This window comes from Paraburkholderia sp. J94 (genome assembly GCF_905220285.1).
GTDB lineage: Bacteria > Pseudomonadota > Gammaproteobacteria > Burkholderiales > Burkholderiaceae > Paraburkholderia > Paraburkholderia tropica_A.
This window is the reverse complement of sequence record NZ_CAJMZH010000009.1, coordinates 1-26,057: the sequence shown is the minus strand read 5'-3', so window position 1 is coordinate 26,057 and position 26,057 is coordinate 1. Positions and strand designations below refer to the sequence as shown.

Sequence of the window (26,057 nt, the reverse complement as noted above, 5' to 3'; positions counted from 1 at the left end):
ATGCTGAATCCGAAAATCGTCTCATCCGACCTGCTGCCCGTGCGGCCCACGCTTGGCGAGGAAGTGCTTTCCGTCAAGCACATGTCGCGCGGTTTCGCGAAGAAAGACGACGAGCGCCTCGTGCTCGACGACGTCAATCTCTCGCTGCGCGAAGGCGAAATCGTCGGGCTGCTCGGCCGCTCCGGCTCGGGTAAATCGACGCTGCTGCGCATCATCTCGGGCCTCATCGAAGCGAGCGCGGGCGAGGTGAACTGGCTCGGCAAGCCGCTCGAAGGCCCGGCGAAGGGCGTCTCGATGGTGTTCCAGACCTTCGCGCTGTTTCCGTGGCTCACGGTGCTGCAGAACGTGGAAGCCGGTCTCGAAGCGCAGGGCGTGCCCGCGCGCGAGCGCCGCGAGCGCGCGCTGGCCGCCATCGACCTGATCGGTCTCGACGGCTTCGAAAACGCCTACCCGCGCGAACTCTCGGGCGGCATGCGTCAGCGCGTGGGCTTCGCGCGCGCGCTCGTGGTCGACCCGGCGCTGCTGCTGATGGACGAGCCGTTTTCCGCGCTCGACGTGCTGACGGCCGAAACGCTGCGTACCGACCTGCTCGATCTCTGGACGCAGGGCCGCATGCCGATCAAGTCGATGCTGATCGTCACGCACAACATCGAAGAAGCGGTGTTCATGTGCGACCGCATTCTCGTGCTCTCGTCGAATCCGGGGCGCGTGGTGGCCGAAATCAAGGTGCCGTTCAAACACCCGCGCAATCGTCTGGACCCGGCGTTCCGCAAGCTCGTGGACGAGATCTACGCGAAGATGACCGCGCGCGACGCGGCCGAAACCACCACGCGCCGTCTCGAAGTGGGCAGCCGTTTGCCCGACGTTTCGACGAACCTGATGGCCGGTCTGATCGAAACGCTGGCGGCCGCGCCGTACCACGGCCGCGCTGACATGCCGGAAATCGCGCGCTCGCTGCATCTCGAAGTGGACGACCTGTTCCCGATTGCGGAAATGCTGCAATTGCTGGGTTTTGCCGATGTGCGCGACGGCGACCTGTTGCTCACGCCGCCCGCGCGCGTGTTTGCCGAGATGGGCACGCAGGCGCGCAAGCTCATGTTCGCCGATCACCTGCTGCGCAACGTGCCGCTCGCGGCGCGGATCAAGAAGGTGCTCAACGAACGCCCGGGCCACCGCGCACCGCGCGTGCGTTTCGAGCAGGAACTGGAGGATTTTCTCTCGGACACGGCCGCTGAAGAAACGCTGGACACGGTGATCGACTGGGGCCGTTACGGCGAGATCTTCTCGTATAACGACCAGTCGGAAATTTTCAGTCTCGAAGACGTGGAAGCTTAAAGGACGCAAGGCACGCAGCGCACGCGGCGCTCCTCCGGTTAAAAAACGCTGTGGACGATGGCTCATTGTGCCGTTGTCCGCAGCGTTTTTTTTCGTCCCATCGACAGCTTCGCAGTACGAACCTCAAAGAAACGCCGATTCTCCGCTGCTAGTATTTTTTCGACGCGTGCGCTGCACGGCGTACGTTATCTCGCACGCCAGATTGGCCTCGATTTAGCCTCGATTTGGCATCGTATCGGTTGCATTTTTTGCGGTCATCGGAAGGGAGAACTGAATTATGTCGACGGATCGAAAGACACTTTCCGCGGAAGCGGTCACGGCGGCGTTCAACCAGATCTGCGCGCATCTCGACGAAGACGCGGGCGAGCTCGACACGGCCACGCGCAAGCGCCTCGAGCGCATCGCGAAGGAAAGCATGGACGCGCATCCGGCGCTCGCGTGGCAAACGCTCGGCATGCTGGCCGCCGAGCGCTGGGACGGCGAGGCCGTCGAAGCCTTGTTCGCGAACGCCATGCGCTGCGAGCGCGGCGCGCAGGTCGGCATCAATTTCGCCGTGGCGCTCGCGGCCTGCAACCGGTTTCGCGAAGCCGCGCAAGTCGCCGAGCGCGCGTGGGAGGCGCAGCCGTCCAGTCTGCTCGCACTGCGCGGCGCAATCGACATGGCGTGGCAGGCGGGGCGCTGGGTGCGCGCGCTGGAGCTGACGCAGGTGCTGAGTTCACATTCGAACGCAACGGACCGTGAAACCGAGGGGTATCGGCGCAAGGCGGTGGCCATTCTGGATCAGTACTCGGTCCCGCTGTCGGTCGTCGAAGCGCTGCATGACGCGCTATATGGTTTTCTCGCCACGCGTCGCGTGCGAGCGCTCGCGGCCTGCGAATTCGTCGACGACGGTCCCGGCGACGAGGCCGTTTATGTGACGGTGCAGGTCGCGAGGGAGCGCGAGGAGGTGGAGCAGCTGGATGAGGCGTTGACGGAGGTGCTGCAAGAGACGGGCGGCCTTTCCGTGCTCAGCACGTTTGCCATCAATCTCGGTGAAATGGAAACGGTCTGATGACGCCCGAGGAGTTTATCGATACGGCAGAGCGGCTGCTGTGCGAGCCCGCAAGTGAAGCGGACAGGCGGAGTGCCATTTCTCGTTCGTACTACGGCGCCTTTCACGCCTGTATCGCAAGCATCCCTCGTGAGTACACGCCGGCGCGTGATCGGGTGATGTCTTCGGAATCGCATCGAGCGGTTGTCGACGCGTTAACCGGCTGGGGCGCGAGGCTGGTGAGCGGGCGAACGGTGGCGTCTCAAGTTTCGCGCGAACTGGCGGTGCTCAAGAAGGCACGCCGCCATGCCGACTACGACCTCACCCGCACGCTAAACGAACGCGACGTCGGTTCGTGTGTGCGGCAGTCGCGCAAGATCGTTACGCTCATTCGCTATGCACGTGAGCGCCACGATCAATCGGCGCTTGCCGGCAGTGGATGACCCCGCGTGCATTGCTACGCGCGCAAAGGTGAGCTTCTTCGGGAGCCACGGCATCGCGGTGGCTTCACGCGCGAATCGCATCATGCGATCGCGCGCAAAGCCCCGCCGCTGCGTGAGGTCCCGTCACGTCTCGCGCGTCGCACGGCGAGCGTGCATACGCAAAGGTGAGCTTTTCCGGGATCAGGAAGGCTTCCCGCGCGGCGTCGGGCGTGCGTCATCGCCGTCGCGCTCGCCGGTGCCGAACACGCGGCCTTCCACGTCGCTTTCGTGCGGCACGCCGATCACGAAATTGCGCTGCGGGTTCGCCAGTTCGATGCCGCGCTCCGTGAACAGCGCCAGCACGCGGCGGTTGAATTCGCGCTGCACGCCCCAGCGCGACGAGTCCTTGCACTGGATCTGGCCGACGAGCGTGACGCTCGCGCCGTCGACCTGATCCACGCCCCAGTAGGCGAAGTCGCTGAGTATGCCGTTCTTGAAGGCGTCGTCGGCGCGGATCGAGGCACCGATCTCCTTGAGCGTGTCGATCGCGCGTTGCAGGTCGTTGCCGTGCGCGATCACCACCTTGACCGCTGCATTGCCGATGCCGCGGTTCGTGTTGTTGACCGTCGTCACCGAGCTGAACGGGACGGTGTAGAGCGAGCCGTCGCCGCCGCGCAGGCGCACCGTGCGGATCGAGAGGAACTCCACCGTGCCGGAGACGCCCGCCACGGTCACCCAGTCGCCGACCTGCATCGCGTTTTCGGTGAGCAGGAAGATGCCGGTGATGAAGTCCTGCACGAGCTTCTGCGAGCCGAAGCCGAGCGCCACGCCGAAGATGCTCGCGCCCGCGATCAATGGCGCGGTGTTCACGCCGAGCTGCGAAAGCGCGGTGAGTCCCACGATCACGAAGATCGCGACGAACAGCGTGGTGCGGAACATCGGCAGCAGCGTGCGCAGGCGAGCGGCGCGCACGTAATCGCCGGCGTCGGTCCAGGCGTTGAGGCGGCGTTCGGCGGCACCGTTCGCGGCCTCCCAGATGACGATCGCCACGGCCACGGCCACGGCGATCGTGAGCAGCGCGGAGCCGAGCAGATGGCCGATCGGCGCGTTCATCAGCAGGCGCGAGGGACGTAGGCCCCAAACGTGCAGCAGCACGTCGAGCGTGACGATCCACAGCGCGGCAATCGCGACGCGGCGCAAGGCAGGGTAGTAGCGGTACGCGCGGCGTTGCGAGATGGTCATGTCGGCGCGGTTGCCGAGCGGATCGAACACGCGTCCGAGCGCGCCTAGTGCGACGATGGCGGCCACGCGCGCGACCAGCAGCACCGCGAGCGAAAGGCCGCCCGCGCGCATCAGTTCGCGATAGCCGCCGCGCAGGTCGAGCGCCCATACGAACCACAGCGCCATGACCACGAAGATCGCGGCCACGGCCCAGATGTCGGCGAACCAGTGCGCGAGCCAGGCCAGCGAGCCGCGCTGCGCGGCCACGTTACGCAGCCACGCGGCCACGGGTTTGCGGCATTGGAGGATCATCACGACGAGCGCGAGATGGCCGATCAGCGTGACGAGCTTCACGAGGGCGAGATGGGCGTCCTCGGTCATGCCGAGCGGCACCGCGCCCGCGAGCGCGCCGCCCACGCCGCCGATCACGACGATGCGCACGACCCAGCGCTGCGAGAACGCGGCCCACGTCGCGCTCATGCGCGTCAGGCGCAACGCGTCCGAGTCGGGCGCGAACAGCAGGGCGCCCACGGCGATCACGATGCGGCAGATCACCCACGTGTCGACGAGCTCGCCCACGGCGGCGGCCGGCGCGGCATCGTCGGCGCCAAAGAGTGAGAGCACGCCTGCGGCGATCAGGCCAAAGCCCATCACGGGCACGAGATCGAGCAGCGTCACGAGCAGCGCGGCGGGCAGGCGTTGCAGCAGGCGCCAGTGATGCGCGCCGCGGCTGCGATGGCGCGCTTCGCGTGCGCGCGTGAGCGGGTCTTCGTTGGGCGCGGCGTCGCTGGCGGCGGCGGTCACGGTTGCGCGTGCGGCGGCATTCGCGGCCGGGTTCGCGTTGGGGCCGGCGTTCGGATCGGCGTCGGTGGCTTTGGCGGTGCTGGTGGTGCTGGTGGTGCCGGAAGTCGGTCCGGCGGTTTTTGCGTCCTTGGCGGGCGCTTCGGCGGCTTCCATGCCGGCGGCGGCGCGCAGGGCATCGTCGTCGTCGCCGGATGGCGTCTCGGCTTTGAGCGCGGTGGCCGTGCCGGTCGCTTCCGGCGTCTGCGGTTGCGCTGGCGGCGCGGCGCCGGGCGCGCTGGCGTCGACGGAGTCGTCGAGCGTGGCGGCTGCGTGCGCGACGATCGAGCGATGCGGCTTGGCGAGCGCGCGTCGCAGCAGCGCCTCGATCGCCAGCGCGGGCACGAGCGTGAGCAGCAGCACGCGCAGCAGTCCGAGCAGCATCGCATGGCCCTCGGGCGTGCTCAGGCGTTCGCGCCACCAGCCGCGCGCGGACCCGGTGTCGAACAGCGCCGTGCGCGCGTGCGCGAGCCGCTCGCTGATGAGCCGCACGCTATGCGCGGCGTGATCGGCGAGTTGCAGGACGAGGCCGTTCGAGCGCAGTGCATCGGTGAGCGGCGCGGAAGCGGCGGTGGCCGCGGAGGCCGTCGCGGGCGCGCTCGCCGCCGTGGCGCTCGACGCGGGCGTGGCCAGCGCGCCGGCGGCGGCGATGGCGCGCAGGGTGTCCTCGATGTGGGCGCGCTGGACCGGATCGTCGAGCACCTGGAGCGCGGCATGCGCCTGCGCGGGCGTTAGCACGACCGGCGCGGCGGGGTTCGCGGGCTCGGCGGCTGCGGCGGAGGACGCGGCGGCAGCCGATGCGGACGGCGTCCAGGCGAGCGCGGTCGCGCACAGAACCGCCGCGAGCAGGGCGGCGCCGCGCGGCAGGCGCAGCGATCGTATGACGGAAGAAAGGAGCATCCTGGGCATAGGCAAAAACGGAGTCGGGCGTCGGTGACGGTCGATGAGCGTCAGTGGTTGGCGGCGATGGCCGGATCGTCGCTCGGCGGCTCATTTAGCCGGTCGGTCAGGTCCGGCGGCAGCGTCGGGTGCGTGGTGCACGCGGCCCGCATCGGGCTGGCGCGTTGGCGAACCGCGCGGATGGGTGGCGCCTCGCGACGTGTCCTGCGCGTTTCGTCGGAACATTCGACGTCGCGTCGCAAATATCGTGCCGCGCAGCGTGAAAGCGGGACCACGATCCGCAGTGAAATCAGGGCCGAAATCAGAACGCGAAATCAGAAAGTGAATCGCGCGGCGCGAAGGCCCAAAGTATGCGCCTCATGCCGATTGCGTGCCGTCAGGCGAGCAAGGCCACAGCCGCGCGCGGATTCACTGCGGGTCCGTCGCGGGTCCGCAAAAAAGGTGGAACGGACGTAAAGCGAGCGCCCTGAATCAGCCTCAGCCCGCCTCGTTCTCGCGCCAATGCGCAAGAATGCGCGCCTTGGCGTCGCGCAGCGTGTCGACGTGCGTGTCGAGCTGCTGGCGGATGCGCTCGGTCGGCCCGCCAATCGAGAGCCCGTAGAAGTCGCCGCCGAAGTCGAGCGCCGCGGCCACGGCGCGCAGTTCCGGCGCGCTCTCGCCGATGTTCGCGTACCACCCGCGCGCCTTCGCGGCGGCGGCACGCTCAACGAGCGTCGGCAGATCGGTGGCCGTCACTTCCGTGTAACGCTCGAAATCGAGTTTCGTGCCGAGCACGAGTTCGCCGAAGATCGCCTTGCCGATCGCGTTCGCGTGCAGCGGCCGCAGCGCGCCGGGCTGGCAAGCGCAACGCACGGAGATCCGTGAATTCAACGCGTCGCGCTCGCCTGCCGCGCCGCTTCGAGATTCGCGTCGAGCTGCCGCGCGAGACCGTACAGCATGCCGAGCGACGGCGCCGCGACGCCCACGCGCCGCGCAAGTTCGTCGGGCGCGCCGAGCAGCGCGTCCACTTCGAGCGAGCGGCCCGCTTCCACGTCCTGCAGCATCGACGTCTTGAACGCGCCGAGCTTGCGCGTGATCGCGTTGCGCTCCTCGATCGTCATCGCGAGACGAATGCCGAGCGCCTCGCCGATGTCGCGCGCCTCCGCCATCACGGCGGCGACGAGGCCCTGCGTGCGCGGATCGTCGAGGATCACGTCGGCGGTCGAGCGCGTGAGCGCGCTGATGGGGTTCATCGTCATGTTGCCCCAGAGCTTCGCCCAGATATCGTGCTGGATATGCTCGCTGGCCTGCACGTCGAAGCCCGCCTGCGCGAGCAGCGCGCGCGCTTCTTCCGCGCGCGCGGCCATCTGCGGCGACGCCGCGCCGAGTATCAGCCCGTTGCCGTTGCCCTTGCGGATCTCGCCCGGCCCCGCGATCGCCGACGACAGATGCACGACGCAGCCCGACGTCTGCGCGGGCGGCAGCGCCGCCGACACCACGCCGCCCGGATCGACCGATTCGAGCCGCCCGTTCGCGTACTCGCCGCCGAACGCGTGGAGGAACCACCACGGCACGCCGTTCATCGCCGAGACGATATGCGTGCGCGGCCCCACGAGCGGCGCGAGCGTGGCGGCGGCCTGCACGAGCGCCTGACCTTTGAGGCAGACGAACACGATGTCCTGCACGCCGAGATCGGCCGCGTTGTCGGCGGTATTCACGTAGGCCGTGTAGCGCGTGGCGCCGTCCGGCCCTTCGACGATAGTGAGGCCGTCGCGGCGCATCGCCTGCAGATGCGCGCCGCGCGCGAGCACGCTGATCTGCAGGTCGCGATGGGCGCGCGCGAGGCGCGCGGCGATCAGGCCGCCGATCGCGCCCGCGCCGACCACGGCGATCGAACGCGTGCCGGGCTGCGAATGGCTGGGCTGCGCAAGACTCACGGCTTACTCCTTGTATGAGGGATCGATGCGCTCCACGCGGCGGATCAGCGCCGCGAGCACGTTTTCGCCCGCGCCATGCTCGGGCGAGAACTGCAGCGCGTCGCGCGTGGCGCGCGCGGTGATGGCGGGATCGATCGGAATGGGTTGGCCGCGCATCGAATCGGTGACGACCTGGATTTCGCAGGCGCGGTTGAGCGTCCAGAGTAGCGCGAACGCGTGCGCGAGGTTCGCGCCGTGCGCGAGCAGGCCGTGATTGCGCAGGATGAGCAGGCGGCGTTCGCCCATCGACTTCAGCAGGCGCGGCTTTTCTTCGTCGTGCACGGTGATGCCTTCGAAGTCGTGATACGCGACCATGTCGTGCAACTGCGCCGAATAGAAGTTCGTGGGCGCGAGCCCGCCTTCCATGCACGCGACCGCGAGCCCCGCCGTGGTGTGCGTGTGCATGACGCAATGCGCGTCGGGCACGTTCGCGTGAATCGCGCTGTGAATCACGAAGCCGGCGGGATTGATCGGATACTCGCTCGGACTCAGGATGTGGCCGTCGAGATCGATCTTGACGAGATTCGAGGCCTTGATTTCGTCGTACGTGAGCCCGAACGGATTGATGAGCACATTCGGCTGCGGGCCCGGCACACGCAGCGTGATGTGATTGAAGATCAGCTCGGTCCAGCCGAGTTGATGAAACACGCGATAGGTGGCCGCGAGCTTCACGCGGGCGGCCCATTCTTCGGGCTCGCACCAGGCGGGACGCGCGGATGCTTCGGGGACTGCGCTCATGGTGTCTCCGTCTCCTCGTCGATGGGCTGATGCTACGCTCAAATAAATGCGTGTGCAAGCATCAAATTTGGCGTAAAAGGCCATGTTTTAAAGGCTTTCTGCAATGGTATGCTAACGCTGTCGACGCCATCGGGCGACGCATCCGAGTTGTATCGAACCCTTGCGCGAGACGGGCCATGACGGGCAAACACCCCATCGAAGAACTGTTCACTTACCGGCTGCACGTGCTGAAAAAGCAGACCGACCGCACGATGAACGAGGCGTTTGCGTCGGCGCTCGCGCTGTCGCTCACGGAGGCGCGGCTCCTGATCAGCGTGGGCGCGTTCGGGCCGATTTCGGTGTCGGATCTCGGGCGCGCATCGAATCTCGACCGCAGCCAGGCGAGCCGCGCCACCGACGTGCTGGAGCGCCGCGGCCTGCTCGAAAAGACCACCAATGCCGCCGATGCGCGCGGCGTGCTGATCAAGCTCACGGCGCAGGGGCGCAACACGTACCGGCGCGCGTCGGCGATATCGAAGTCGGGCAACGAGGCGATTCTCGCCGTGCTCAGCGCGCAAGAACGCGAGGTGTTGCACGCCGCGCTCGCGAAGCTGGTCGAGCAGGGCGGCGCGGAAGATTGAGCCTGAAATCGAGGCCGCGTTAAGGCACGTTCAGCTGGCGGGCTGGCGGAATTTCGCGGCCAGATCGCTCGCGCTGCGCGCGAGCAGGCTCACGTCGCTGCCCACGGCCACGAAGGTCGCGCCCGCTTCCAGGTACTCGCGCGCGATGGCGTGATCGGCGGCAAGCACGCCCGCCGCCTTGCCGCGCGCACGCACGGCGCGGATGCCATCGACGATCGCCGCGCGCACCGCCGCCGCGCCGGGCTGCCCGAGCAAGCCCATCGACGCGCTCAAATCCGCCGGGCCGAAGAACACGCCGTCCACGCCCTCGACGGCGGCGATGTCGTCGAGTTGCGCCAGCGCGTTCGCCGTCTCCACCTGCACGAGCACGCACAGTTGCTCGGCCGCGCCATGCAGATAATCGGCCGCACCATTCCAGCGCGACGCGCGCGCGAGCGCGCTGCCCACGCCGCGCACGCCCAGCGGCGGATAACGCGTGGCCGCGACGGCGGCGCGCGCTTCGTCGGCGCTTTCGATCATCGGCACGAGCAGTGTTTGCGTGCCGATGTCGAGCAGCTGCTTGATGAGCGCGGCGTCGTTGCGAACGGGACGCACGATCGGATGCGTGGCATAAGGCGCGACCGCCTGCAACTGCGCCAGCGTGCTGCGCAGATCGTTGGGCGCGTGCTCGCCGTCGATCAACAGCCAGTCGAAGCCCGTGGTCGCGAGCAGTTCGGTCACGTAGGCGTTGGCGAGCGCGGCCCACAGGCCAATTTGCGGACGGTTTTCGGCAAGCGCCTGTTTGAACGGATTGACGATAACGGGCATGAAATTAGTTAGGGATATTGATGAATTGCGCGGTGCACGATCAGACGAATTTGAAACCGATGCCGCCGAGCGGACCGTAATCGGCATGAAACGTATCGCCCGCGCGCGCCGCGATGGGCGCCGTAAACGATCCGCTCAGAATCACGTCGCCCGCTTCGAGCCGTTCGTCGTGGCGCGCGATCTTGTTCGCGAGCCACGCCACGCCCGTTGCCGGATGATTGAGCACAGCGGCGGCCAGGCCGCTTTCTTCCACCGCGCCGTTCTTGTAGAGCAGCGCGCCCACCCAGCGCAGATCGACATCGAGTGGCTTCACGGGACGTCCGCCAAGAACCACGCCCGCGTTCGCCGCGAAATCGGAAATCGTGTCGAAGACTTTGCGCGGCGCCTGGGTGTCGCGATCGAACTGCTCGATGCGCGCGTCGATGATCTCGATCGCGGGCGTGACGTAAGCGGTCGCGTCGAGCACGTCGAACAGCGTGACGTCCGAGCCTTGCAGCGGACGGCTCAGCACGAAGGCCAGTTCGACTTCCACGCGCGGCGCGATGAAGCGGTCCGCGCGAATGTCGGTGCCTGCGGCAATGAACATGCTGTCGAGCAGCGGCGCGTAATCGGGTTCGTCGATCTGCGAGGCACGCTGCATCGCGCGCGACGTGAGACCGATCTTGCGCCCTTTGACGACGTGGCCCGCCGCGAGCTTGAGCTTGACCCACTCGCGCTGGATCGCGTAACCGTCGTCGATGGTCATCTCGGGATGCGCGCGCGAAAAGTGGCGCAGTTGCGTGCGCGTGCGCTCGGCTTCGTCGAGTTGCGCGGCCAGCTCGCGGATGCGTTGCGGATCTAGCATGATGATGTCCGGTTCGCCCGCGCGCTCAGGCCTTGAGCCGCGCGTGCAGATTGTTGTGCTTCCACGCGCCTTCCTCGCTGAACTCGACGATCTCCAGCGAAAGCGCGAGCCCGTGCGTCTCGAACGCCTCGGCGAATTGCTGCTTGATCGCGGCGAACAGCGCGTCGCCGGTCGCGCGGCGCACTTCGGCGCTGCGGCCCGCACCGATCTTCAGGCAGCCGTGCAGAAACGCGTGGTGCGGATCGCCATCGGCGATGAAATACTGCTCGCAACGAAGGGCGCGCGTGCGGATGCCGCCGCGCGGATAGACACGCGCGCCGGTCGCGTCGCGCTGCGCGTCGAGCACCTGCGCGAGCGTGGCGCAGAGTGCGCCAATACTTGCGGCATCGGCGAGATTGGCGCTGTATTCAAGCGTGAGATGCGGCACGGTGCGTGTCTCCTGAGATCGGGCGCGTATGAAAACAGCTATCGAACCTGCAAAGGCGTGACCGGCAGCACGGCGTTTATTTGCCCGGTGCCCGAACTGCCGAAATACGGCGTGATGATTTCCGCGCGCCCTTCGTAGCGATCCCAGCCGAGCGCGCCCAGCAGCATGGCCGTGTCGTGCATGCCGCCTTCGCCCCAGCATTTTTCGTTGTACATCGGCAGCATGGCGCAGAAGGTTTTCCAGTCGCCGCGTTCCCAGAGCGACACCACCTGGCGGTCGGTCTGTTCGAGAAACGGGTCCCAGACCTTGTGCATGAACTGCTCGGCGCTGCCGTTGTTCGCGAAGTGATGGCTCAGCGAACCGCTCGCGAGTATCGCCACCGTGCCTTCGTAGCGTTCCTCGATGGCCTTGCGCACCGCAAGGCCGAAGCGCGCGCTGCTGGCGAGATCGTGCCAGTTGCACCAGCCCGCCACCGACACGGTCTTGAAGTGCTGATCGGCGTTCATATAACGCATCGGCACGAGCGTGCCGTATTCGAGTCCGAGCGTGGTGTCGCTATGCGCGCGCGTTTTCACGCCCATTTCGTTGGCGACATCGGCGATCAGATGGCCGAGCGTGGGATTGCCCGAGTACGCATAACGTAGGTTCTTGATGAAATGCGGCAACTCGTTGCTCGTGTAATTGCCCGCGAAATGCGGCGCGCAATTGATGTGATATTCGCTGTTCACGAGCCAGTGCACGTCGAACACGACGATCGTATCGACGCCGAGTTCGCGGCAACGGCGGCCGATTTCCTGGTGGCCCTCGATGGCGGCCTGGCGGCAGCCTTTGTGCGGGCCATCGAGTTCCGAAAGATACATCGACGGCACGTGGGTGATCTTTGCCGCCAACGCGAGTTTGCCCATCGCGGTCTCCTGTTTTTCGCGTGTGCCCGTGCGCGCTGCGTGACTCAAGCGCCCCAGTGCGGTATGTGATGCGCGCCCATCGACACGCACACGTTCTTCGGTTCGAGAAACACGTCATAGCTCCACGTGCCGCCTTCGCGGCCCACGCCCGAGGCCTTGGTGCCGCCGAAGGGCTGGCGCAGATCGCGCACGTTCTGGCTGTTCACGAAGCACATGCCCGCTTCGATCGCGGCGGCCACGCGCAAGGCGCGGCCCGTGTTCTCGGTCCACACATAGCTCGACAGGCCATAGGCGATGTCGTTGGCGAGGCGGACGGCGTCGGCTTCGTCGTCGAACGGAATCAGGCAGGCGACCGGCCCGAAGATCTCTTCCTGCGCGATGCGCATGCGGTTATCGACATCGACGAACACGGTCGGGCGTACGAAATTGCCTTGTTTCAAGGCCTCCGGCAGATCGGGCGCATCGAGACCGCCGCACGCGAGCGTCGCGCCTTCCTTCGGTCCGAGTTCGATATAGCTGCGCACTTTCGCGAGATGACCGGGGCTGATCATCGGGCCGACGAGCGTCTTCTCGTCGAGCGGATCGCCGACCGTGATGCGTTTCGCGCGCTCGATAAAGCGCTCCGCGAATTGTGCGTAGATCGAGCGTTGCACGAAAATGCGTGAGCCCGCCGTGCAGCGCTCGCCGTTGTTCGAGAAGATCATGAACACGGCGGCGTCGAGCGCGCGTTCGAAGTCGGCGTCGTCGAAGATCACGAACGGCGACTTGCCGCCCAGTTCCATCGAAAACTTCTTGAGGCCGGCGGCCTTGACGATGCGGTTGCCGGTCGCCGTCGATCCGGTGAATGAAACGGCGCGCACGTCGGCATGCGCGACGAGCGGCTCGCCCGTTTCCTGACCATAGCCGTGCACGATATTCAGGACACCTGCTGGAATGCCCGCATCGAGCGCGAGCTGGCCGAGCATCGACGCCGTGAGCGGCGAGAGCTCGCTCATCTTGAGCACCGCCGTATTGCCGAACGCAAGGCACGGCGCGACTTTCCACGTAGCCGTCATGAACGGCACATTCCACGGCGAAATGAGCGCGCACACGCCCACCGGATGAAACAGCGTGTAGTTCAGGTGCGTGTTCGTGGGATAGGTGTGGCCGTCCACGGCCGTGCACATTTCCGCGAAATACGTGAAGTTGTCGGCGGCGCGCGGCACGAGTTGCTTGCCGGTTTGCGAAATCGTCTGGCCCGTGTCTTTCGTTTCGGTCTGCGCGATCTCGGGCACGTTCTTCGCGATCAGTTCGCCGAGCTTGCGCACGAGTTTCGCGCGCTCGCTCGCGGGCTTCGCGGCCCACGCGGGAAACGCGTTTTTCGCCGCGCGCACGGCGAGATCGACTTCCTCGGCGCCGCCTCGCGCGACTTCGGCGAGCACGTCCTGAGTCGCGGGATTCACGGTTTCAAAGTAATCGCGACCCGCGTGGGCGCGGCCGTCGATCAGATGGTCGATGCGCATGGCGTGCTTATTCCGTGGTGGAGGCCGTGGTGGAGACGCGGCCGAATTCGGCGTCGGACGCGATCGTGTTGATCAGGCGGCCGAGGCCGTCGATTTCGCACATGACTTCGTCGCCCGCGTTCACGTTGACGACGCCTTCGGGCGTGCCGGTGAGAATGACGTCGCCGGGCGCGAGCGTCATGAAGCCGCTCAGATATTCGATCAGTTCGGCGATGCCGGTGACGAGATCGCGCGTGTTGCCGCGCTGTTTCAGATCGCCGTTCACGTAAGTGCGCAATTCGAGCGCGTTGACGTCGGCGATATCGGCGGCGTCGACGAGCCAGGGGCCGAGCACGGTGCCGCCGTCGCGATTTTTCACGCGCAGATTCGGGCGGTAGTAGTTCTCCAGATAGTCGCGGATCGCGTAGTCGTTCGCGATCGTATAGCCGGCGACGTACTGCATCGCGTCCTCGCGCTTGACGTGTTGCGCGGCGCGGCCGATCACGACGGCGAGTTCGCACTCGTAGTGCATGAACGTGACGTCGTCGGGGCGGCGCGTGACGCCGCGATGGCCGATCACGCTGCCCGGTCCTTTGAGAAAGACGAGCGGTTCTTCCTGCTTGGTGAATTGCAGTTCCTTCGCGTGCTCGGCGTAGTTCAGGCCGAGTGCGAGGATCGTGCCCGGTTCGAACGGCGCGAGCCAGACCACGTCGCGCTCGTCGCGCACGCGTCCGTCGGCGAGACGCACGCGCGGGCCGTCGGCGGTAACGATGGGCGTGGCTTCGTGAATGGCGCCTGCGTAGGCGACGCGTGCTCGCATCATGCTGCGTCTCCTTGTGCGGCGAACGCGATATCGAGCGCGGGCCAGTCGCCGATCGCGAGCGTGGCGCGCTGGCCTGCGTGCGCGACGGGCGCGCCGTGCGGCACGCCGAGCGTGATGACGTCGCCGGGCGCGAGCGTCATGAAATCGGTGACGTCGGCGAGCAGTTGCGCGACGCCGCGCACGCTCGTCGAGGTCGTGGCGCTGAAGCGCGGCGCGCTGTTGATATCGACGTGTATCGCCATATCATCGGGATTGCTAACGTATTCGCGAGCGATCAACGCGGGACCGATCACGCAGAAATGATCGCGCGCCCGAAAGCGCACCGAAGGCCGATAGACGCTCGCATGCGGCACGCACAGATCGGCGACCAGCGTATAGCCCGCGATGTAGTCGAACGCATCGTGTGCCTGAACGCGCGCGGCAGTGCGGCCAATGACGATGCCCAGCGAAGCGCCCACCTGCACGCCATTCGCATCAGGCACGATCACGCGCGCGCCGTGGCCCGCAAGCGTATTGCGCGGCTTGAGGTAGAGAATGGGCGCGCGCGGCAGTGCCTTGTACGGTGGCGCATTCATCGCGTCACCGAGCGCTTCGAGCGCGTGGCGGTCGTTGAGCAGCGTGCCGTAGACGGCACCCGAAACGGGCGCGCGGCAGCGAACGCCGCTGGCGAGCAGCGCATGCGCTGTCGCGGCGCTGACGTCGCGCGGCAGCGCTTCGCCTTCGAGATGCAGCAGATGATCGGCAAGGGCAAACATGGTGTGTCGTGCTTTCCCGAAAATGCTAATATGTGAGTGAGTTTGCGCTGGCGATCATCGAGCGTCAACCATCGGCGAGGATTTCGCGGGTTTCCCCTGGGCTTCGCCGCCTGCCTCATCTGACTTTCCGACTATTCGATTCCGCGCCATCAACGAAGCCATCATGTCCGAGAACTCACGCACCACCACGCGCGTCGCGCATCGCAATCTGCCCATGCTGCTGCTGCGCGCGCGCGAAAAGATGATGGAGCGCTTTCGTCCGCTGATCACCGCGCACGGGCTCACCGAACAGCAGTGGCGCGTGATCCGCGCGCTCAACGAAAGCGGGCCGCTGGAGCCGCGCCAGATTTCGGATATCTGCACGATTTCGAGCCCGAGCATGGCGGGCGTGCTCGCGCGCATGGAGGCGCTCGGTCTCGTGACGAAAGCGCGTTTCGCCGACGATCAGCGGCGCGTGCTCGTCACGTTGACGAAGAAAAGCCATCAGCTCGTGAAGGCGATTTCGAAGGAACTGGAGGCGCGCTATCAGGCGCTCGAGGCGGAGGTGGGGCCGGAGGTGGTCGAGCGCGTGTATCGCGCTGTCGACGATCTGCTGGCCGGGCTCGAATAAGCCCGGCGCGAGGAACAAGCCGAACGGCGGGCGCTCAGGCGAGCGTGTTGAACGCGTCGTCGATTTCGGCGGCGCCCGTGGGACGCACGATGCGCGCGACTTCCGCGCCGTCGCGCAGGAAGATCAGCGTGGGCCAGAGCTTCACGCGAAACGAGCGGCCAAGCGCGCGGCCGGGGCCGTCTTCGACCTTGATGCGCGGCACGCCCGGATGCTTCGCGAACGCGTCGCCGATCAAAGGCTGCGCGCCCTGGCAATAGCCGCACCAGTCGGTGCCGAACTCCAGCACGGCGGGGCCGCTCAGCGCATCGATCTCCTTGCGCGCGGGGGCTTTCGTGGCATAGCTCATTGCGTCTCCTGGGGCGTGTCGGTGCATCGTCATACGATACCGCAACACGCCGCTTCACGTCATTCGCTGGACGTCATTCGATAAGCGTCATTCGGTACGCGTGGCGAACGTGACGCTCGATTCGATCCGTTCGGTCAACCAGCCGTCGTTGCCCTGCGTGGCGACGAGCATGTCGATGTCCGCGAGCAGCGTGTCGAGTTTATCGCCCAGCCGTTCGCGCGACAGGCTCGACATCGACAAGGGCCGCGCCTTCAGTTGTTCCGCGCTCACGCGCCGGTATTCGATCACCGAAATCCGCTCGATGGCGTTGAACGCGGAGCGCGCGAGCACGTCGGTATGGCTTTCGTAATCGGCGGAGCGGCGCATCTCGCGGGCGGCGTCGGTGTTCGCGTGGCGGTCGAGCAGATTGCGGTATTGCGCGGCCCACGGGCGCTGCGGATCGTCGAGCTGCGTGGTGTTGAACAGCGCGACCGCGCCGCGTTCGCCCAGCAGCGCATCGAGCCGCGCGAGCGTATTGACGCGATCCATCCAGTGAAACGCGCGGCCGATCACCGCGAGATGAAAATGCCCGAGGTCCGGCGCGAGATCGTACGAACTGCCCTGGCGATAGTCGATATTGGGCGCGATGCCCGCGCCGAGTTGCGCGGCGACTTCGAGCATGGCGGGTTCCGGATCGATGGCGACGGCGCTCGCGACCCAGCTCGCGAAGGCCAGCGAAAGCTGGCCGGGGCCGCAGCCGAGGTCGAGCAGGCGCTGCGTGCCGTCGAGCCCGGCGCGCTGCGCGACGCGGCGAATCAGCGCGGGCGAATACGCGGGACGGCCGATCAGATAATGCGGCGCGGCGTTGCGGAAGCGGTCGGGCACGAAGGGCGTGATCTGGTTCATGGCGCGGGCGGGCTGGGCGGTGGACAGAATCCGCACAGTCTGGGGATGCGCGGCGGCGGCGTCAAGACGGCGTGGAGATGACGCCGAGATGGCGTCCAGTCGGGCGAATCGCCGACAGGTGAGCCTTTTCGGGAGTGAGTGTGGCGGGCGAGAAACGCGCACCGTTCGAGCGTGGATACATCGAGCCGGTTTTCATCGACGAAACGGTTTAGCCCTTCAAACAAGGGATAAAACGTAATCGCGGCGCCAGGCGGGAAAGGATCGCGGCACGCTTCGTGCGACCGTCATGCGGGCGTCGCGCGGCTTTGGCGACGTTAAGGTGAGCGTTTGCGGGAGTGCGCCGATGCGGCGTGCCAGGCGGGCATTTTGCCCTGCGCGCGGCGCGCCCGAGAAGACCGCAGCGTCGAATCGACGCCTGTTTTTCAGGGGTATTCGCGCGGGTGCGCCGTCGCTGCATCAAACAGTCCTGGCGGCTTCGACTCCACGGCGCGCGCAAAGGTGAGAAGATTCGGGAGCCGGTCGCGCGACGCTCAGGGTCGCCTCGGGGTCGCCATTGGACGGCTGCACGCGATGGGTATATAACTGCATTAAGGCATTCTTTCGATTCCGTTTCAGCAAGAGGAACCTGTTCATCATGACGAGCGACGACACGCAAAAGCATGACGCTCAAACGCCCTCCGGGGCCACGCCGCAACCCGATCTGGAACATCTGAACGCGGCGTTCTCGCACGTCGACGAAGGCGTGCGGAGCGGCAATATCGCGGCTGGCGCGGCCAAGGGCCTCGTGTATAGCCTCATCGAAACGCTGGGCGCGCTGGTCGGCGACCCGGACCTGCCCGAACACGCCCGCTCGGGCTATGTGGGCCTGCTCGAAGCGGCGCGCGAACTGCGCGTGAAGATCGAGCGCTGACGCGGGCGGCCTGCGCGAAACCGCAGGCCTTCACGCTCCCGTCATCACGATTCGGCGAGCAGCGCCGCGGCCAGTGCGCCCGGCGCGTCGCCGACCTTCAATTCCGGCGTGCCGTGCCAGTCGGCGCAACGTTGCAGCGCCCGGCGCAAGTCGGTCACGAGGCGGCCGCTCACGCGCACGCCCGGTTCCAGATGCAGCGACTTCACTTCGAACACGCCCTGCGTGCGATGCGCTTTGGCATCGACGCGTCCGATCAGCTTGCCGCGATTTAATATCGGCAGTACGAAATAACCGTACTTGCGCTTGTGCGCGGGCACGTAGCATTCGATCGCGTAATCGAAATCGAACAGCGCCACCGCGCGCCTGCGATCCCACACCACCGGATCGAACGGCGAGAGCAGCGTGGTGACCGTCGAGGCGAGCGCGCCGCTCGCGGTTTCGTCGATGAGCGACACGTAATCCCGATGCACGAAGACGTCGTGCTTCCAGCCTTCCACGCGCGCGGGCACGAGATGGCCCGCGTCGGCGAGTGCATGCAGCGCCTCGGTGTACGGGCGGCGCGGCAGGCGGTAATAGTCGGCGGCCCAGTCGGCGCGCAGCGCGCCCAGCGCCTTGCAGGTGCGCAGCAGCAGCGCGCGTTCGGCGTCGGCGCGCGTGGGCAGGTCGCGCGCGTCGCGCCAATGCGGCAGCACGCGCTCGGTCACGTCGTAGACGCGCTGGAAATTACGGCGCTCGGCCACCATCAGCGCGCCGATCGCGAACAGCACTTCGAGGTGGCGCTTTTCCGGTTTCCAGTCCCACCAGCCGTCGCCTTTCTCGCCCGCCGCGCGCGCGAAATCGGCCGAGCGCACCGGGCCGTTCGCGCGGATGCGTTCGAGCAGCGCGTCGATTTCGCGGCGATGTTTGGCGTGCCATTCGCCCGCGTATTTCCAGCCCATGTCCGACGGGTCGAGCATGCGATGACGCAGCAGGCCGTAGTCTTCGATCGGCACGAAACAGGCTTCGTGCGCCCAGTATTCGAACAGGCGGCCTTCGGCGAGATGCGCGTCGAGCCAGCGCGGATCGTACGCGCCCACGCGGCTGAACAGCACGAAATACGGGCTGCGCGCGACCACGTGGATGGTGTCGATCTGCAGTTGCGCCATGCGGCGGATCGCGTCGAGCACGTCGTCTTTCGTGGCCTTGCGGCGCGGCGGCGCGAGCAGGCCCTGGGCCGCGAGATGCAGCGTGCGCACCGCCGCGAGCGGCAGCGTCACGCCACTGCGCGCGAGCGCCGCTTCGGGTGCGCTCGCGGTCTCGCAGCCGTCGTCGTCACGCATGCAGGCCCGCCATCGCTGCGACCGGCGTGACGGTCGCGTTCGGCACCGGCGACGCGCCGAGCATCTGATGAATCTGCGCGACCACGGCCGCGCCTTCGCCGACGGCCGCCGCGACGCGTTTGGTCGAACCCGCGCGTGCGTCGCCGATCGCGTAGACGCCTTCGACCGAGGTCGCGAGGCTGCACGATTCGTCGCCCACGCCGGTCAGCACGAAGCCGTTCGGATCGAGCGCCACGCCGCAATCGTGCAGCCAGTTCGTGTTCGGATCGGCGCCCGTGAAGAGGAACAGATGACGCGCATCGAAGTGGTCGATGCCCGCCGGACACGGCGATTTCAGGCGAATCGCGGCGAGCCCGGCTTCGTCCTCGTCGAGCGCGCCGATCTCGCTGCCCGGATGCACGGTCACGTTCGGCAGCGCGGCGATGCGGTCGATCAGATAGCGCGACATCGTCGATTCGAAACCGGCCTTGCGGATCAGCACGTCGATCTGGCGCGCGTGCGTGGAGAGATAGACGATCGCCTGGCCCGCCGAATTGCCGCCGCCCACGAGCACGACGTTCTCGTGCTTGCAGAGTTTGGCTTCGACCGGCGAGGCCCAGTAGTAAACGCCGCGCCCGGTGTAACGGTCGAGCCCGGCGATGGTCGGGCGACGGTAGATCGCGCCGCTCGCGATCACCACGCTGCGCGCGCGCACGTCGCCGCTACAGGTTTCGAGGCGGCGCGGCTGCTCGTCGCAATGGAGCTTTTTCACGGTGACCGGAATCGCCACGTGCGCGCCGAACTTCTGCGCCTGCACGAATGCGCGGCCCGCGAGCGCCTGGCCCGAGATGCCGGTCGGGAAGCCCAGATAGTTTTCGATGCGCGCGCTCGCGCCCGCCTGGCCGCCCGGCGCGCGCGAGTCGAGCACGATCACCGAAAGCCCTTCGGACGCGGCGTAGACCGCCGTCGCCAGGCCCGCCGGGCCCGCGCCGACCACGGCCACGTCGTAGACGCGTTCGCCGTTCAGTTCGGGCAGCAGGCCGAGGCAGGTCGCGAGTTCGGGCGCGGACGGATGGCGCAGCACCGAGCCGTCGGGGCAGATCACGAGCGGCAGGTCCTCGCAGCGCGCCGCGAAGCGTTCGATCACGCCGATCATGCTGCTTGCGTCGCGCTCGTCGAGCACCGAATACGGATGGCCGTTGCGCGAGAGGAAGCCTTGCAGCGAGAGCATCGCGGGGTCGTCGTGCTTACCGACGAGGATCGGGCCGCCCGCGCCCTTTTCGATCAGCGAGACGCGCCGCAGGATCAGCGCGCGCACGATGCGCTCGCCCAGTTCGGCTTCGGCGACGATGGCCGCGCGCAGGCGTTCGGGCGGAATCAGCACGGCATCGACGGGTTCGAGCGCCATGCCGTCCACGAGCGCCGGGCCGCCCGACAACTGGCCGACTTCGGCGAGGAAATGGCCGCGCCCATGCTCGACGATCAGCCGCTCGCGGCCGAGGCCGTCGCGCTGGAACACCTTCACGGAACCCGAGAGCAGCACGAACATGCCGGGGCCGGTCTCACCGGTGTGGAACAGCCACTCGCCGGCTTCCCAATGGCGTTGCTCGCCGAAGCGCGAGAGGCGCGCGATTTCGTCTTCGGTCAGCTCGGGGAACATCTGGTGACGCCGCGTGGAGAGCGTCGAGAACGGCGCCTCGGCGGGTTGCGGCTGGGTGTCGGACAGCGTGGAATGCGAGGCGGATTCAGGCGTGGACGGCGCAGCCTCGTAGCGAGGCGGCTCGGTGGCTAGAGAGCCCATCAGGCGTTTCTCCTCGTGCGCGCGAGGCGGCGGCGCCGCGCGCGAAACGGACACGATGCGGACAGAAAGCGGCCCGGATCCGCGCGAGAAAAAACGCGGGAAACCACGCGGGAATCAGATCGCTTTCGGCGTGATGCTGACCGGTACTTCGGGATGCGGCGCCAGGGACAGCGATTCGAGCGTGCGGCCCGAATCGCGCCAGGCGTCGAGACCGCCGAGCAGCGGCACGACGTCGGTGAAACCGGCCTCGACGAGCTTCTTCGCCATCCAGGCCGCGGAAATTTCATTGGGGCACGAGCAGTAGATCACAAGCTTCTGCTCGCGCGGATACTTGCTCAGGATCTCTTCGAGCTGGCGCTCGTCGGCGAACAAGGCGCCCGGAATGATGAACGGATCGAGCTTGCGCTTTTCCTCCGAGCGGATGTCGAACACCACGGGCGGCGGCTTGTTCGCCATCGCGCGATAGAGATCGTCCACGGTGATGCGTGCGTTCGCGAGCTTCTTGATGAGCTGGCGGCGGCGCTGCCAGCGGTACATCGCGTAGAGCAGCAGCAGCGCGACCACCACGACCGCCGCGAAGCGCCCGAGGCGGCTCGCGCCCGCGAGCATCATGTCGATCTGCGGGGCGAACAGCACGCCGATCAGCAGACCGGTGCCCGACCAGAGCGCCGCGCCGATGCCGTCGAAACCCACGAATTGCCGATACGGCGTGCCCATCGCGCCGGCCAGCGGCACCGAGACGAGCGACAGCCCCGGCACGAACTTGGCGATGGCGAGCACGCGCACGCCCCAGCGGCCGAAAAAGCGCTCGGTTTTTTTCACGCAGGTGTCGCGCGAGAGCGAGAGCTTGCAGAGCGTCTTGAGCGTGTTGCCGCCATAGAGGCGGCCGGCGAGGAACCAGACGCTGTCGCCAATCAGCATGGCGACGATCGACAGACCGAGCACCGGCGCGACCTGCTGGCCGATCGATCCGGGATGCATGGCGGCCATCGCACCGAACAGCACGAGCGCGGGCATCGCGGGCACGGGCAGGCCGAGCGAGCCGGCGAGCACGTTCAAAAACACGAGCGCAGGCCCGTACTGCGCGATGAGGTCATGTAGCATCGGCTTACTTCCGTGGCCTGAAAGCCGCTGCCGGTGAAACGGCGCGGCGCAATGGCAAGAGTAACGTAACGATTATGGACGCATTTCGAAGGCGTGCAAGCGAGCGCCAAAGCATACGCCGAATGCGGATCCGGTGCGCTTAAGCGGTGGCGCGGGCGGCGGGCCGTGTCATGCGGCTCGTGTGGCGTCCCTGGTTGAGTCCGGGGTGGGTCCCGATTGAGTCGTGATTGTGCGTGCGGGCAGCTTGAACGATGCGCGCGGCATGCGTGTGAACACGCGTCGGACGTCGCCGGTTCATGCGCGAAATTCATGCATGAAATGCCTACGCAAAACTCATGCACGAAACATCAATCGCCGATAAAAACGCGCGCCGCGAACACGGCGCGCGGGATGACCACGACGCCGTGCGAGCGCGGCGGCGGGCGAGGGCGGAACGCCCGTGATGGACCGACTGTCCGGCTTACCGGTTATGCGATTCCCCGGGTATCTCGGCGCCTTGTGCGCGAATGGCCGCGATCAACTCTGCGGGCGTGATTTCGTAACGCACTTCGCGGTGGATACCCGCCTTGCGCTCGTCGACTTCGATCAGCAATAGACTCTTGCCGTCGGCCGCCGATTCGAGGCGCAGCGTACGCAGTTCGCGTCCGGTGGCTTCGTCATGCTCGGTGAGCAGGGTCATGGTTCCAGAAGACCCGGTCATGCGCATTGATGTTGTCCTCGTGCGTTTGGGTGGTCGAACTGTGGTCGAACCGGCCGGTTGCGGGGGCTGCGTGCGATGCATGGCCAGATAGATGGCCAAATCATTGTACGGTCTCGTTCGCGTGGCGTCTCGATCGAGTGAGCGCGGGCGCACACAACGGCGCAAGCGTCCAGTCCGTCCGGTGAGTGTAACGCGACTACGCGCGTTTTCACGCATTTTTGCGCGCCATGCAACGGTGGATGCGGCACGTATTGCGGCGCGCGCCGTTGTCATGGTCGTGACGCAATGCGGCTCTAGTGGTCCGCGCGCCGTGGGCGCGCCGCCACGCGGGCTCCCGAAAGTTCTCACCGATCGAGCAAGAAAAAACGGCTCGCCCGGTAGAGGCCAGGCGAGCCGTCGAAACGCCGTTGTTACTCGGATCAGACACCCACGTGATGAGCGCTGACAAGTTCAGTTTGGGGCGTGGCGAACATGCTGTCGAGATGGGGCTAACGCCGATCTATCTGAACAATGCGCGCCGTGCTGAACACGACGTGACACGACGTGAGCCAGGCGCGGATCGGGCCTCGATAGGCGCTTACGGTACGCTTTCGTCGCGCGAAAGGTACCGCGAGGCCGGGCCCGGTGGTCACGCCTCGATGGCTTCTGCCTCTCGCGCGTGGGCGCGCGCCGGCCGCACGCTCGTGCGCGCCGACGACGTGGTCAAGGTCGACTGACTGCCCGCGACCGTGAACAGACGCACGGCTTCGTCGAGCACGTCGGCCTGTTCGGCGAGGCGCTGCGCGGTGGCGGCCGCCTGCTCGACGAGCGCCGCGTTCTGCTGCGTCGCGCTGTCCAGATGCGCGACGGCCTGATTGACCTGGCGAATGCCCTCGGCCTGCTCGCCGCTCGCGTTCGCGACTTCGACGATGATCGACTGCACACGGCTCACGGCCTCGTCGATGGCGCGCATCTGCGAAGTCGTGTGGCCGACCAGTTCGGTGCCGCGCGCGATCTCGTGGACGCTCGCATCGACGACCTGCTTGATCTCCTTCGCCGATGCCGCGCAGCGCTGCGCGAGCATGCGCACCTCGCCCGCGACGACCGCGAACGAGCGGCCCGCCTCGCCCGCGCGCGCCGCTTCGACGGCCGCGTTGAGCGCGAGGATGTTGGTCTGGAACGCGATGCCGTCGATCACGCCGGTGATGTCGGCGATCCGCTTCGAGGCGTCGGTGATGCCCGACATCGTGCGCTCCATGCGGCCCGCGATCGAACCGCCTTCGGCGGCCGCTTCCTTCGCCTCGCGCGCGAGATCGAGCGCGCGCGTGCTGGCTTCGGCGTTGGCCTGCACGGTGGTCGTGAGCTGATCCATCGTGGCGGCCGTTTCTTCGAGCGAGGCCGCCTGCAATTCGGTGCGGCGCGAGAGGTCGAGATTGCCGGTCGAGATTTCGTGCGCGGCGTCGAGCATGCCGTCGATCTGCGAGCGCACGTCGCAGACGATCGCCGTGAGATTGGCCTGAAGCTGATTGAGCGCTTGCAGCACGTCGCCGAGATCGTCCTTCGAGGCGATGGCGAGCGTGGCGGTGAGGTCGCCCGCGGCCATGCGCGTGGAGGCCTCCGACATCTGCGCGAGCGGCTCGCCGAGATGACGCGTCGAGAGACGCCAGGCGGCGACGCTGCACACCGCCGCCGCGCCGAACGCGCACCAGAACGGCGTGGGCGGCAGACCTTGATAGGCGCCGAAGCCCGCGGCCGCGAGCGCGGCGGGCACGAGCGCGTAACCGATGGCGATGCGCGTGGCGATCGGCAGACGCATCACCGACTTCATCGCGCCGACGAGGCCGGTGCGCGCGAGGTCGCCGTGCAGCAGACGCACGCCGCGCAGACGGCCTTCGCGCATCTGCGCGTAGAGCGCTTCGGCTTCGCGCACTTCGTCGCGCGTGGGCTTGACGCGCACGCTCAGATAGCCGACCACGGTGCCCTGCTCGGACACGGGCGTGACGTTCGCACGCACCCAGTAGTGGTCGCCGGACTTGCGGCGGTTCTTGACGAGCGCGGTCCAGGGACGGCCGGCCTTGACGGTGTCCCACAGGTCGGCGAACGCTTCGGCCGGCATGTCGGGATGGCGGATGATGTTGTGCGCCTTGCCGATCAGCTCGTCCTTCGAAAAGCCCGAGACAGCGACGAACGCGGGATTGCAATACTGGATGCGGCCTTTGAGATCGGTGGCCGAGACAAGCATCTGCGAAGCAGGGTAGTCGAACTCCTGCTGCGTGACGGGTTGATTGTTGCGCATGGGTTTCCTTCCAGGGGGGTCTACGCAGACCCAACAACATGCCGGGAATAACGGCATTTTCCTTAATTTCTTTAGGGCTTTTGGTGGGGGGAGGTTGACGTTTTTAGTCATGGCGCATGGGCTTGCGCGACTGGGCAGAGGAGGCGATCGCGTGTCGGGCGTGCAGGCGAGGAGGAAATTCTCTGTGCGTTCAAGGACCTGTGCAATGTGTCGGCGAGATATGCACAGGGTTGCTCACGATTTCTGTGGATAAATCCGCTGGGCGATAGGGTGTGTTGACGAATACGGTGCCAATCGCGCGCGTCATGCGCGTAATCCGATGCGCATCAGTGAGTTAGCTTCGATGTCCCAAGGTTACGCACAGGGCTTTGAACAATTTCTGTGGACAAGGTTGGGGGGCGCGAGCGCGGATATATCCATTTTGTTATCTGGACGGTGGGTTGGGGTGACGACTGTCCGCTGCGTTCTGGTTACCAGGATAGGAGCGTTCGGGTAGCAGACGGCGATGGCATTTGCGAACTTCGCGCGCGGTGCCCGCGCGTGCGTCACGCCGACGCGTTTCGCATGCGGTGCGACAGGGGACGGCGATGCTGTCACGATCGAGTCTCTGATGCACAGCAAGCATCGCGGTAGCCCATGTGTGGAAAGTGACTTGTTACCCCACATAATTGTTGATCTTATGTCGCGCGATGATTGGATAATAAATTCGTATAACTAAATAAGATTGAGGCGCGAATGGTGGACCCGTAATTCGCCCGGGACTAGCAGAAAGAACTGATTGATATCACTGAGTCACGCCGCGGCTAATTCGCGCAACGGATTCGCATCTGCCTCCATGCGCGGCGAAATATTCACCTGGCCGACGCGCACCGGCACACGCGGCGCTTTCTGAAGGAGATGCATGGATGGCATGGAATACCCAACCGCGCACGCTGGAGATCAGCAGCAACGCGATTCCCGAGATATACGGGAAGAAAATCTTTGAGCCAGTACGCTTCGCCGGTGTGAGCAAACTCGGCCGGCTC

General features: G+C 66.5%; 24 protein-coding genes. 6 read left to right on the top strand and 18 right to left on the bottom strand.

The genetic code is table 11. From position 1 onward, the window contains the following. The 3 genes from U4Y88_RS20095 to U4Y88_RS20085 all read left to right on the top strand — a co-directional run bounded on the left by U4Y88_RS20095 (nt 1) and on the right by U4Y88_RS20085 (nt 2,808). A complete protein-coding gene (locus U4Y88_RS20095; RefSeq protein ID WP_224013255.1) occupies nt 1-1,335 on the top strand; it encodes an AAA-associated domain-containing protein in 1,335 nt (444 codons plus the stop codon). A 277-nt stretch (nt 1,336-1,612) separates the two neighbouring features. After that, nucleotides 1,613-2,386 (top strand): hypothetical protein, encoded by a 774-nt coding sequence (locus U4Y88_RS20090; protein WP_321785892.1) that lies wholly within the window; start codon nt 1,613-1,615, stop codon nt 2,384-2,386. Further along, nucleotides 2,386-2,808, top strand: coding sequence for a hypothetical protein (locus U4Y88_RS20085; protein ID WP_321785890.1), 423 nt, complete (start codon nt 2,386-2,388; stop codon nt 2,806-2,808). The genes U4Y88_RS20090 and U4Y88_RS20085 overlap by 1 nt, the downstream gene beginning before the upstream one ends. Nucleotides 2,809-2,988: 180 nt before the next feature. On the opposite strand, the gene U4Y88_RS20080 is transcribed toward U4Y88_RS20085, so the two are convergent. The 4 genes from U4Y88_RS20080 to U4Y88_RS20065 all read right to left on the bottom strand — a co-directional run bounded on the left by U4Y88_RS20080 (nt 2,989) and on the right by U4Y88_RS20065 (nt 8,441). Next, complete coding sequence (locus U4Y88_RS20080) at nt 2,989-5,757, bottom strand: mechanosensitive ion channel family protein (protein WP_321785888.1); 2,769 nt, start codon at nt 5,755-5,757, stop codon at nt 2,989-2,991. Between the two features lie 468 nt (nt 5,758-6,225). Continuing rightward, nucleotides 6,226-6,618, bottom strand: coding sequence for an IclR family transcriptional regulator domain-containing protein (locus U4Y88_RS20075; RefSeq protein ID WP_321785886.1), 393 nt, complete (start codon nt 6,616-6,618; stop codon nt 6,226-6,228). Further along, a complete protein-coding gene (locus U4Y88_RS20070) occupies nt 6,615-7,664 on the bottom strand; it encodes a 2-dehydropantoate 2-reductase (RefSeq protein ID WP_321785884.1) in 1,050 nt (349 codons plus the stop codon). Before U4Y88_RS20070 ends, U4Y88_RS20075 begins: the two co-directional genes overlap by 4 nt. Before the next feature lie 3 nt (nt 7,665-7,667). Continuing rightward, entirely contained in the window at nt 7,668-8,441 is a 774-nt protein-coding gene (locus U4Y88_RS20065; protein ID WP_321785882.1) for a class II aldolase/adducin family protein, read from the bottom strand. Nucleotides 8,442-8,617: 176 nt separating this feature from the next. On the opposite strand from U4Y88_RS20065, the gene U4Y88_RS20060 reads away from it, so the two are divergent. Then, nucleotides 8,618-9,061, top strand: a complete 444-nt coding sequence (locus tag U4Y88_RS20060; RefSeq protein WP_321785880.1) for a MarR family winged helix-turn-helix transcriptional regulator — start codon at nt 8,618-8,620, stop codon at nt 9,059-9,061. 30 nt (nt 9,062-9,091) lie between these two features. On the opposite strand, the gene hpaI is transcribed toward U4Y88_RS20060, so the two are convergent. Genes hpaI through U4Y88_RS20025 form a run of 7 tightly spaced genes read right to left on the bottom strand, consistent with a single transcriptional unit; the run spans nt 9,092 to nt 15,103 of the window. After that, nucleotides 9,092-9,868 (bottom strand): 4-hydroxy-2-oxoheptanedioate aldolase, encoded by a 777-nt coding sequence (gene hpaI / locus U4Y88_RS20055; RefSeq protein ID WP_321785878.1) that lies wholly within the window; start codon nt 9,866-9,868, stop codon nt 9,092-9,094. A 40-nt stretch (nt 9,869-9,908) separates the two neighbouring features. Next, nucleotides 9,909-10,712: a 2-oxo-hept-4-ene-1,7-dioate hydratase gene (hpaH, locus tag U4Y88_RS20050; protein WP_321785876.1), complete on the bottom strand. Its 804-nt coding sequence runs from the start codon at nt 10,710-10,712 to the stop codon at nt 9,909-9,911. A gap of 25 nt (nt 10,713-10,737) precedes the next feature. Continuing rightward, nucleotides 10,738-11,139: a 5-carboxymethyl-2-hydroxymuconate Delta-isomerase gene (locus U4Y88_RS20045; RefSeq protein WP_321785874.1), complete on the bottom strand. Its 402-nt coding sequence runs from the start codon at nt 11,137-11,139 to the stop codon at nt 10,738-10,740. Between the two features lie 38 nt (nt 11,140-11,177). Beyond that, the gene (gene hpaD, locus U4Y88_RS20040; RefSeq protein ID WP_321785873.1) at nt 11,178-12,044 is read right to left on the bottom strand and encodes a 3,4-dihydroxyphenylacetate 2,3-dioxygenase; all 867 of its coding nucleotides are present in this window, start codon (nt 12,042-12,044) and stop codon (nt 11,178-11,180) included. A 44-nt stretch (nt 12,045-12,088) separates the two neighbouring features. Continuing rightward, a complete protein-coding gene (gene hpaE, locus U4Y88_RS20035) occupies nt 12,089-13,546 on the bottom strand; it encodes a 5-carboxymethyl-2-hydroxymuconate semialdehyde dehydrogenase (protein ID WP_321785871.1) in 1,458 nt (485 codons plus the stop codon). 7 nt (nt 13,547-13,553) lie between these two features. Then, nucleotides 13,554-14,348, bottom strand: coding sequence for a fumarylacetoacetate hydrolase family protein (locus U4Y88_RS20030; protein ID WP_321785869.1), 795 nt, complete (start codon nt 14,346-14,348; stop codon nt 13,554-13,556). Continuing rightward, complete coding sequence (locus tag U4Y88_RS20025; RefSeq protein ID WP_321785867.1) at nt 14,345-15,103, bottom strand: fumarylacetoacetate hydrolase family protein; 759 nt, start codon at nt 15,101-15,103, stop codon at nt 14,345-14,347. The genes U4Y88_RS20030 and U4Y88_RS20025 overlap by 4 nt, the downstream gene beginning before the upstream one ends. A gap of 214 nt (nt 15,104-15,317) precedes the next feature. On the opposite strand from U4Y88_RS20025, the gene hpaR reads away from it, so the two are divergent. Continuing rightward, the gene (hpaR, locus tag U4Y88_RS20020) at nt 15,318-15,713 is read left to right on the top strand and encodes a homoprotocatechuate degradation operon regulator HpaR (protein ID WP_224006451.1); all 396 of its coding nucleotides are present in this window, start codon (nt 15,318-15,320) and stop codon (nt 15,711-15,713) included. Nucleotides 15,714-15,747: 34 nt separating this feature from the next. On the opposite strand, the gene U4Y88_RS20015 is transcribed toward hpaR, so the two are convergent. Together U4Y88_RS20015 and U4Y88_RS20010 are read right to left on the bottom strand one after the other, a co-directional pair. Beyond that, nucleotides 15,748-16,059 (bottom strand): thioredoxin family protein, encoded by a 312-nt coding sequence (locus U4Y88_RS20015; protein ID WP_310634145.1) that lies wholly within the window; start codon nt 16,057-16,059, stop codon nt 15,748-15,750. Nucleotides 16,060-16,146: 87 nt separating this feature from the next. Then, nucleotides 16,147-16,944 (bottom strand): class I SAM-dependent methyltransferase, encoded by a 798-nt coding sequence (locus U4Y88_RS20010; RefSeq protein WP_321785865.1) that lies wholly within the window; start codon nt 16,942-16,944, stop codon nt 16,147-16,149. A gap of 634 nt (nt 16,945-17,578) precedes the next feature. On the opposite strand from U4Y88_RS20010, the gene U4Y88_RS20005 reads away from it, so the two are divergent. Beyond that, nucleotides 17,579-17,854 carry a hypothetical protein gene (locus U4Y88_RS20005; protein WP_065064380.1) on the top strand — a complete coding sequence of 92 codons (276 nt, stop codon included), beginning with the start codon at nt 17,579-17,581 and terminating at the stop codon, nt 17,852-17,854. A gap of 44 nt (nt 17,855-17,898) precedes the next feature. On the opposite strand, the gene U4Y88_RS20000 is transcribed toward U4Y88_RS20005, so the two are convergent. From U4Y88_RS20000 to U4Y88_RS19980, 5 genes are all read right to left on the bottom strand, one after another. Then, nucleotides 17,899-19,173: a winged helix-turn-helix domain-containing protein gene (locus tag U4Y88_RS20000; RefSeq protein ID WP_321785863.1), complete on the bottom strand. Its 1,275-nt coding sequence runs from the start codon at nt 19,171-19,173 to the stop codon at nt 17,899-17,901. Continuing rightward, nucleotides 19,166-20,953 (bottom strand): FAD-dependent oxidoreductase, encoded by a 1,788-nt coding sequence (locus U4Y88_RS19995; RefSeq protein WP_224006369.1) that lies wholly within the window; start codon nt 20,951-20,953, stop codon nt 19,166-19,168. Before U4Y88_RS19995 ends, U4Y88_RS20000 begins: the two co-directional genes overlap by 8 nt. A 114-nt stretch (nt 20,954-21,067) precedes the next feature. Further along, on the bottom strand, nt 21,068-22,057 hold the full coding sequence (locus U4Y88_RS19990; protein WP_224006372.1) for a DedA family protein/thiosulfate sulfurtransferase GlpE: 990 nt from the start codon (nt 22,055-22,057) through the stop codon (nt 21,068-21,070). A 460-nt stretch (nt 22,058-22,517) separates the two neighbouring features. Next, entirely contained in the window at nt 22,518-22,763 is a 246-nt protein-coding gene (locus U4Y88_RS19985; RefSeq protein ID WP_224006375.1) for a hypothetical protein, read from the bottom strand. Nucleotides 22,764-23,385: 622 nt separating this feature from the next. Beyond that, nucleotides 23,386-25,032: a methyl-accepting chemotaxis protein gene (locus U4Y88_RS19980; protein WP_321785860.1), complete on the bottom strand. Its 1,647-nt coding sequence runs from the start codon at nt 25,030-25,032 to the stop codon at nt 23,386-23,388. Nucleotides 25,033-26,057: the final 1,025 nt, after the last annotated feature.

What these genes read in the sequence shown, in the direction of transcription:
- U4Y88_RS20095 (WP_224013255.1), top strand. Translation starts at nt 1, where the DNA reads ATGCTGAATCCGAAAATCGTCTCATCCGACCTGCTGCCCGTGCGGCCC.
- U4Y88_RS20090 (WP_321785892.1), top strand. Translation starts at nt 1,613, where the DNA reads ATGTCGACGGATCGAAAGACACTTTCCGCGGAAGCGGTCACGGCGGCG.
- U4Y88_RS20085 (WP_321785890.1), top strand. Translation starts at nt 2,386, where the DNA reads ATGACGCCCGAGGAGTTTATCGATACGGCAGAGCGGCTGCTGTGCGAG.
- U4Y88_RS20080 (WP_321785888.1), bottom strand. Translation starts at nt 5,757, where the DNA reads ATGCCCAGGATGCTCCTTTCTTCCGTCATACGATCGCTGCGCCTGCCG.
- U4Y88_RS20065 (WP_321785882.1), bottom strand. Translation starts at nt 8,441, where the DNA reads ATGAGCGCAGTCCCCGAAGCATCCGCGCGTCCCGCCTGGTGCGAGCCC.
- U4Y88_RS20060 (WP_321785880.1), top strand. Translation starts at nt 8,618, where the DNA reads ATGACGGGCAAACACCCCATCGAAGAACTGTTCACTTACCGGCTGCAC.
- hpaI (WP_321785878.1), bottom strand. Translation starts at nt 9,868, where the DNA reads ATGCCCGTTATCGTCAATCCGTTCAAACAGGCGCTTGCCGAAAACCGT.
- hpaH (WP_321785876.1), bottom strand. Translation starts at nt 10,712, where the DNA reads ATGCTAGATCCGCAACGCATCCGCGAGCTGGCCGCGCAACTCGACGAA.
- hpaD (WP_321785873.1), bottom strand. Translation starts at nt 12,044, where the DNA reads ATGGGCAAACTCGCGTTGGCGGCAAAGATCACCCACGTGCCGTCGATG.
- hpaE (WP_321785871.1), bottom strand. Translation starts at nt 13,546, where the DNA reads ATGCGCATCGACCATCTGATCGACGGCCGCGCCCACGCGGGTCGCGAT.
- U4Y88_RS20030 (WP_321785869.1), bottom strand. Translation starts at nt 14,348, where the DNA reads ATGATGCGAGCACGCGTCGCCTACGCAGGCGCCATTCACGAAGCCACG.
- U4Y88_RS20025 (WP_321785867.1), bottom strand. Translation starts at nt 15,103, where the DNA reads ATGTTTGCCCTTGCCGATCATCTGCTGCATCTCGAAGGCGAAGCGCTG.
- hpaR (WP_224006451.1), top strand. Translation starts at nt 15,318, where the DNA reads ATGCTGCTGCTGCGCGCGCGCGAAAAGATGATGGAGCGCTTTCGTCCG.
- U4Y88_RS20015 (WP_310634145.1), bottom strand. Translation starts at nt 16,059, where the DNA reads ATGAGCTATGCCACGAAAGCCCCCGCGCGCAAGGAGATCGATGCGCTG.
- U4Y88_RS20010 (WP_321785865.1), bottom strand. Translation starts at nt 16,944, where the DNA reads ATGAACCAGATCACGCCCTTCGTGCCCGACCGCTTCCGCAACGCCGCG.
- U4Y88_RS20005 (WP_065064380.1), top strand. Translation starts at nt 17,579, where the DNA reads ATGACGAGCGACGACACGCAAAAGCATGACGCTCAAACGCCCTCCGGG.
- U4Y88_RS20000 (WP_321785863.1), bottom strand. Translation starts at nt 19,173, where the DNA reads ATGCGTGACGACGACGGCTGCGAGACCGCGAGCGCACCCGAAGCGGCG.
- U4Y88_RS19995 (WP_224006369.1), bottom strand. Translation starts at nt 20,953, where the DNA reads ATGGGCTCTCTAGCCACCGAGCCGCCTCGCTACGAGGCTGCGCCGTCC.
- U4Y88_RS19990 (WP_224006372.1), bottom strand. Translation starts at nt 22,057, where the DNA reads ATGCTACATGACCTCATCGCGCAGTACGGGCCTGCGCTCGTGTTTTTG.
- U4Y88_RS19985 (WP_224006375.1), bottom strand. Translation starts at nt 22,763, where the DNA reads ATGCGCATGACCGGGTCTTCTGGAACCATGACCCTGCTCACCGAGCAT.
- U4Y88_RS19980 (WP_321785860.1), bottom strand. Translation starts at nt 25,032, where the DNA reads ATGCGCAACAATCAACCCGTCACGCAGCAGGAGTTCGACTACCCTGCT.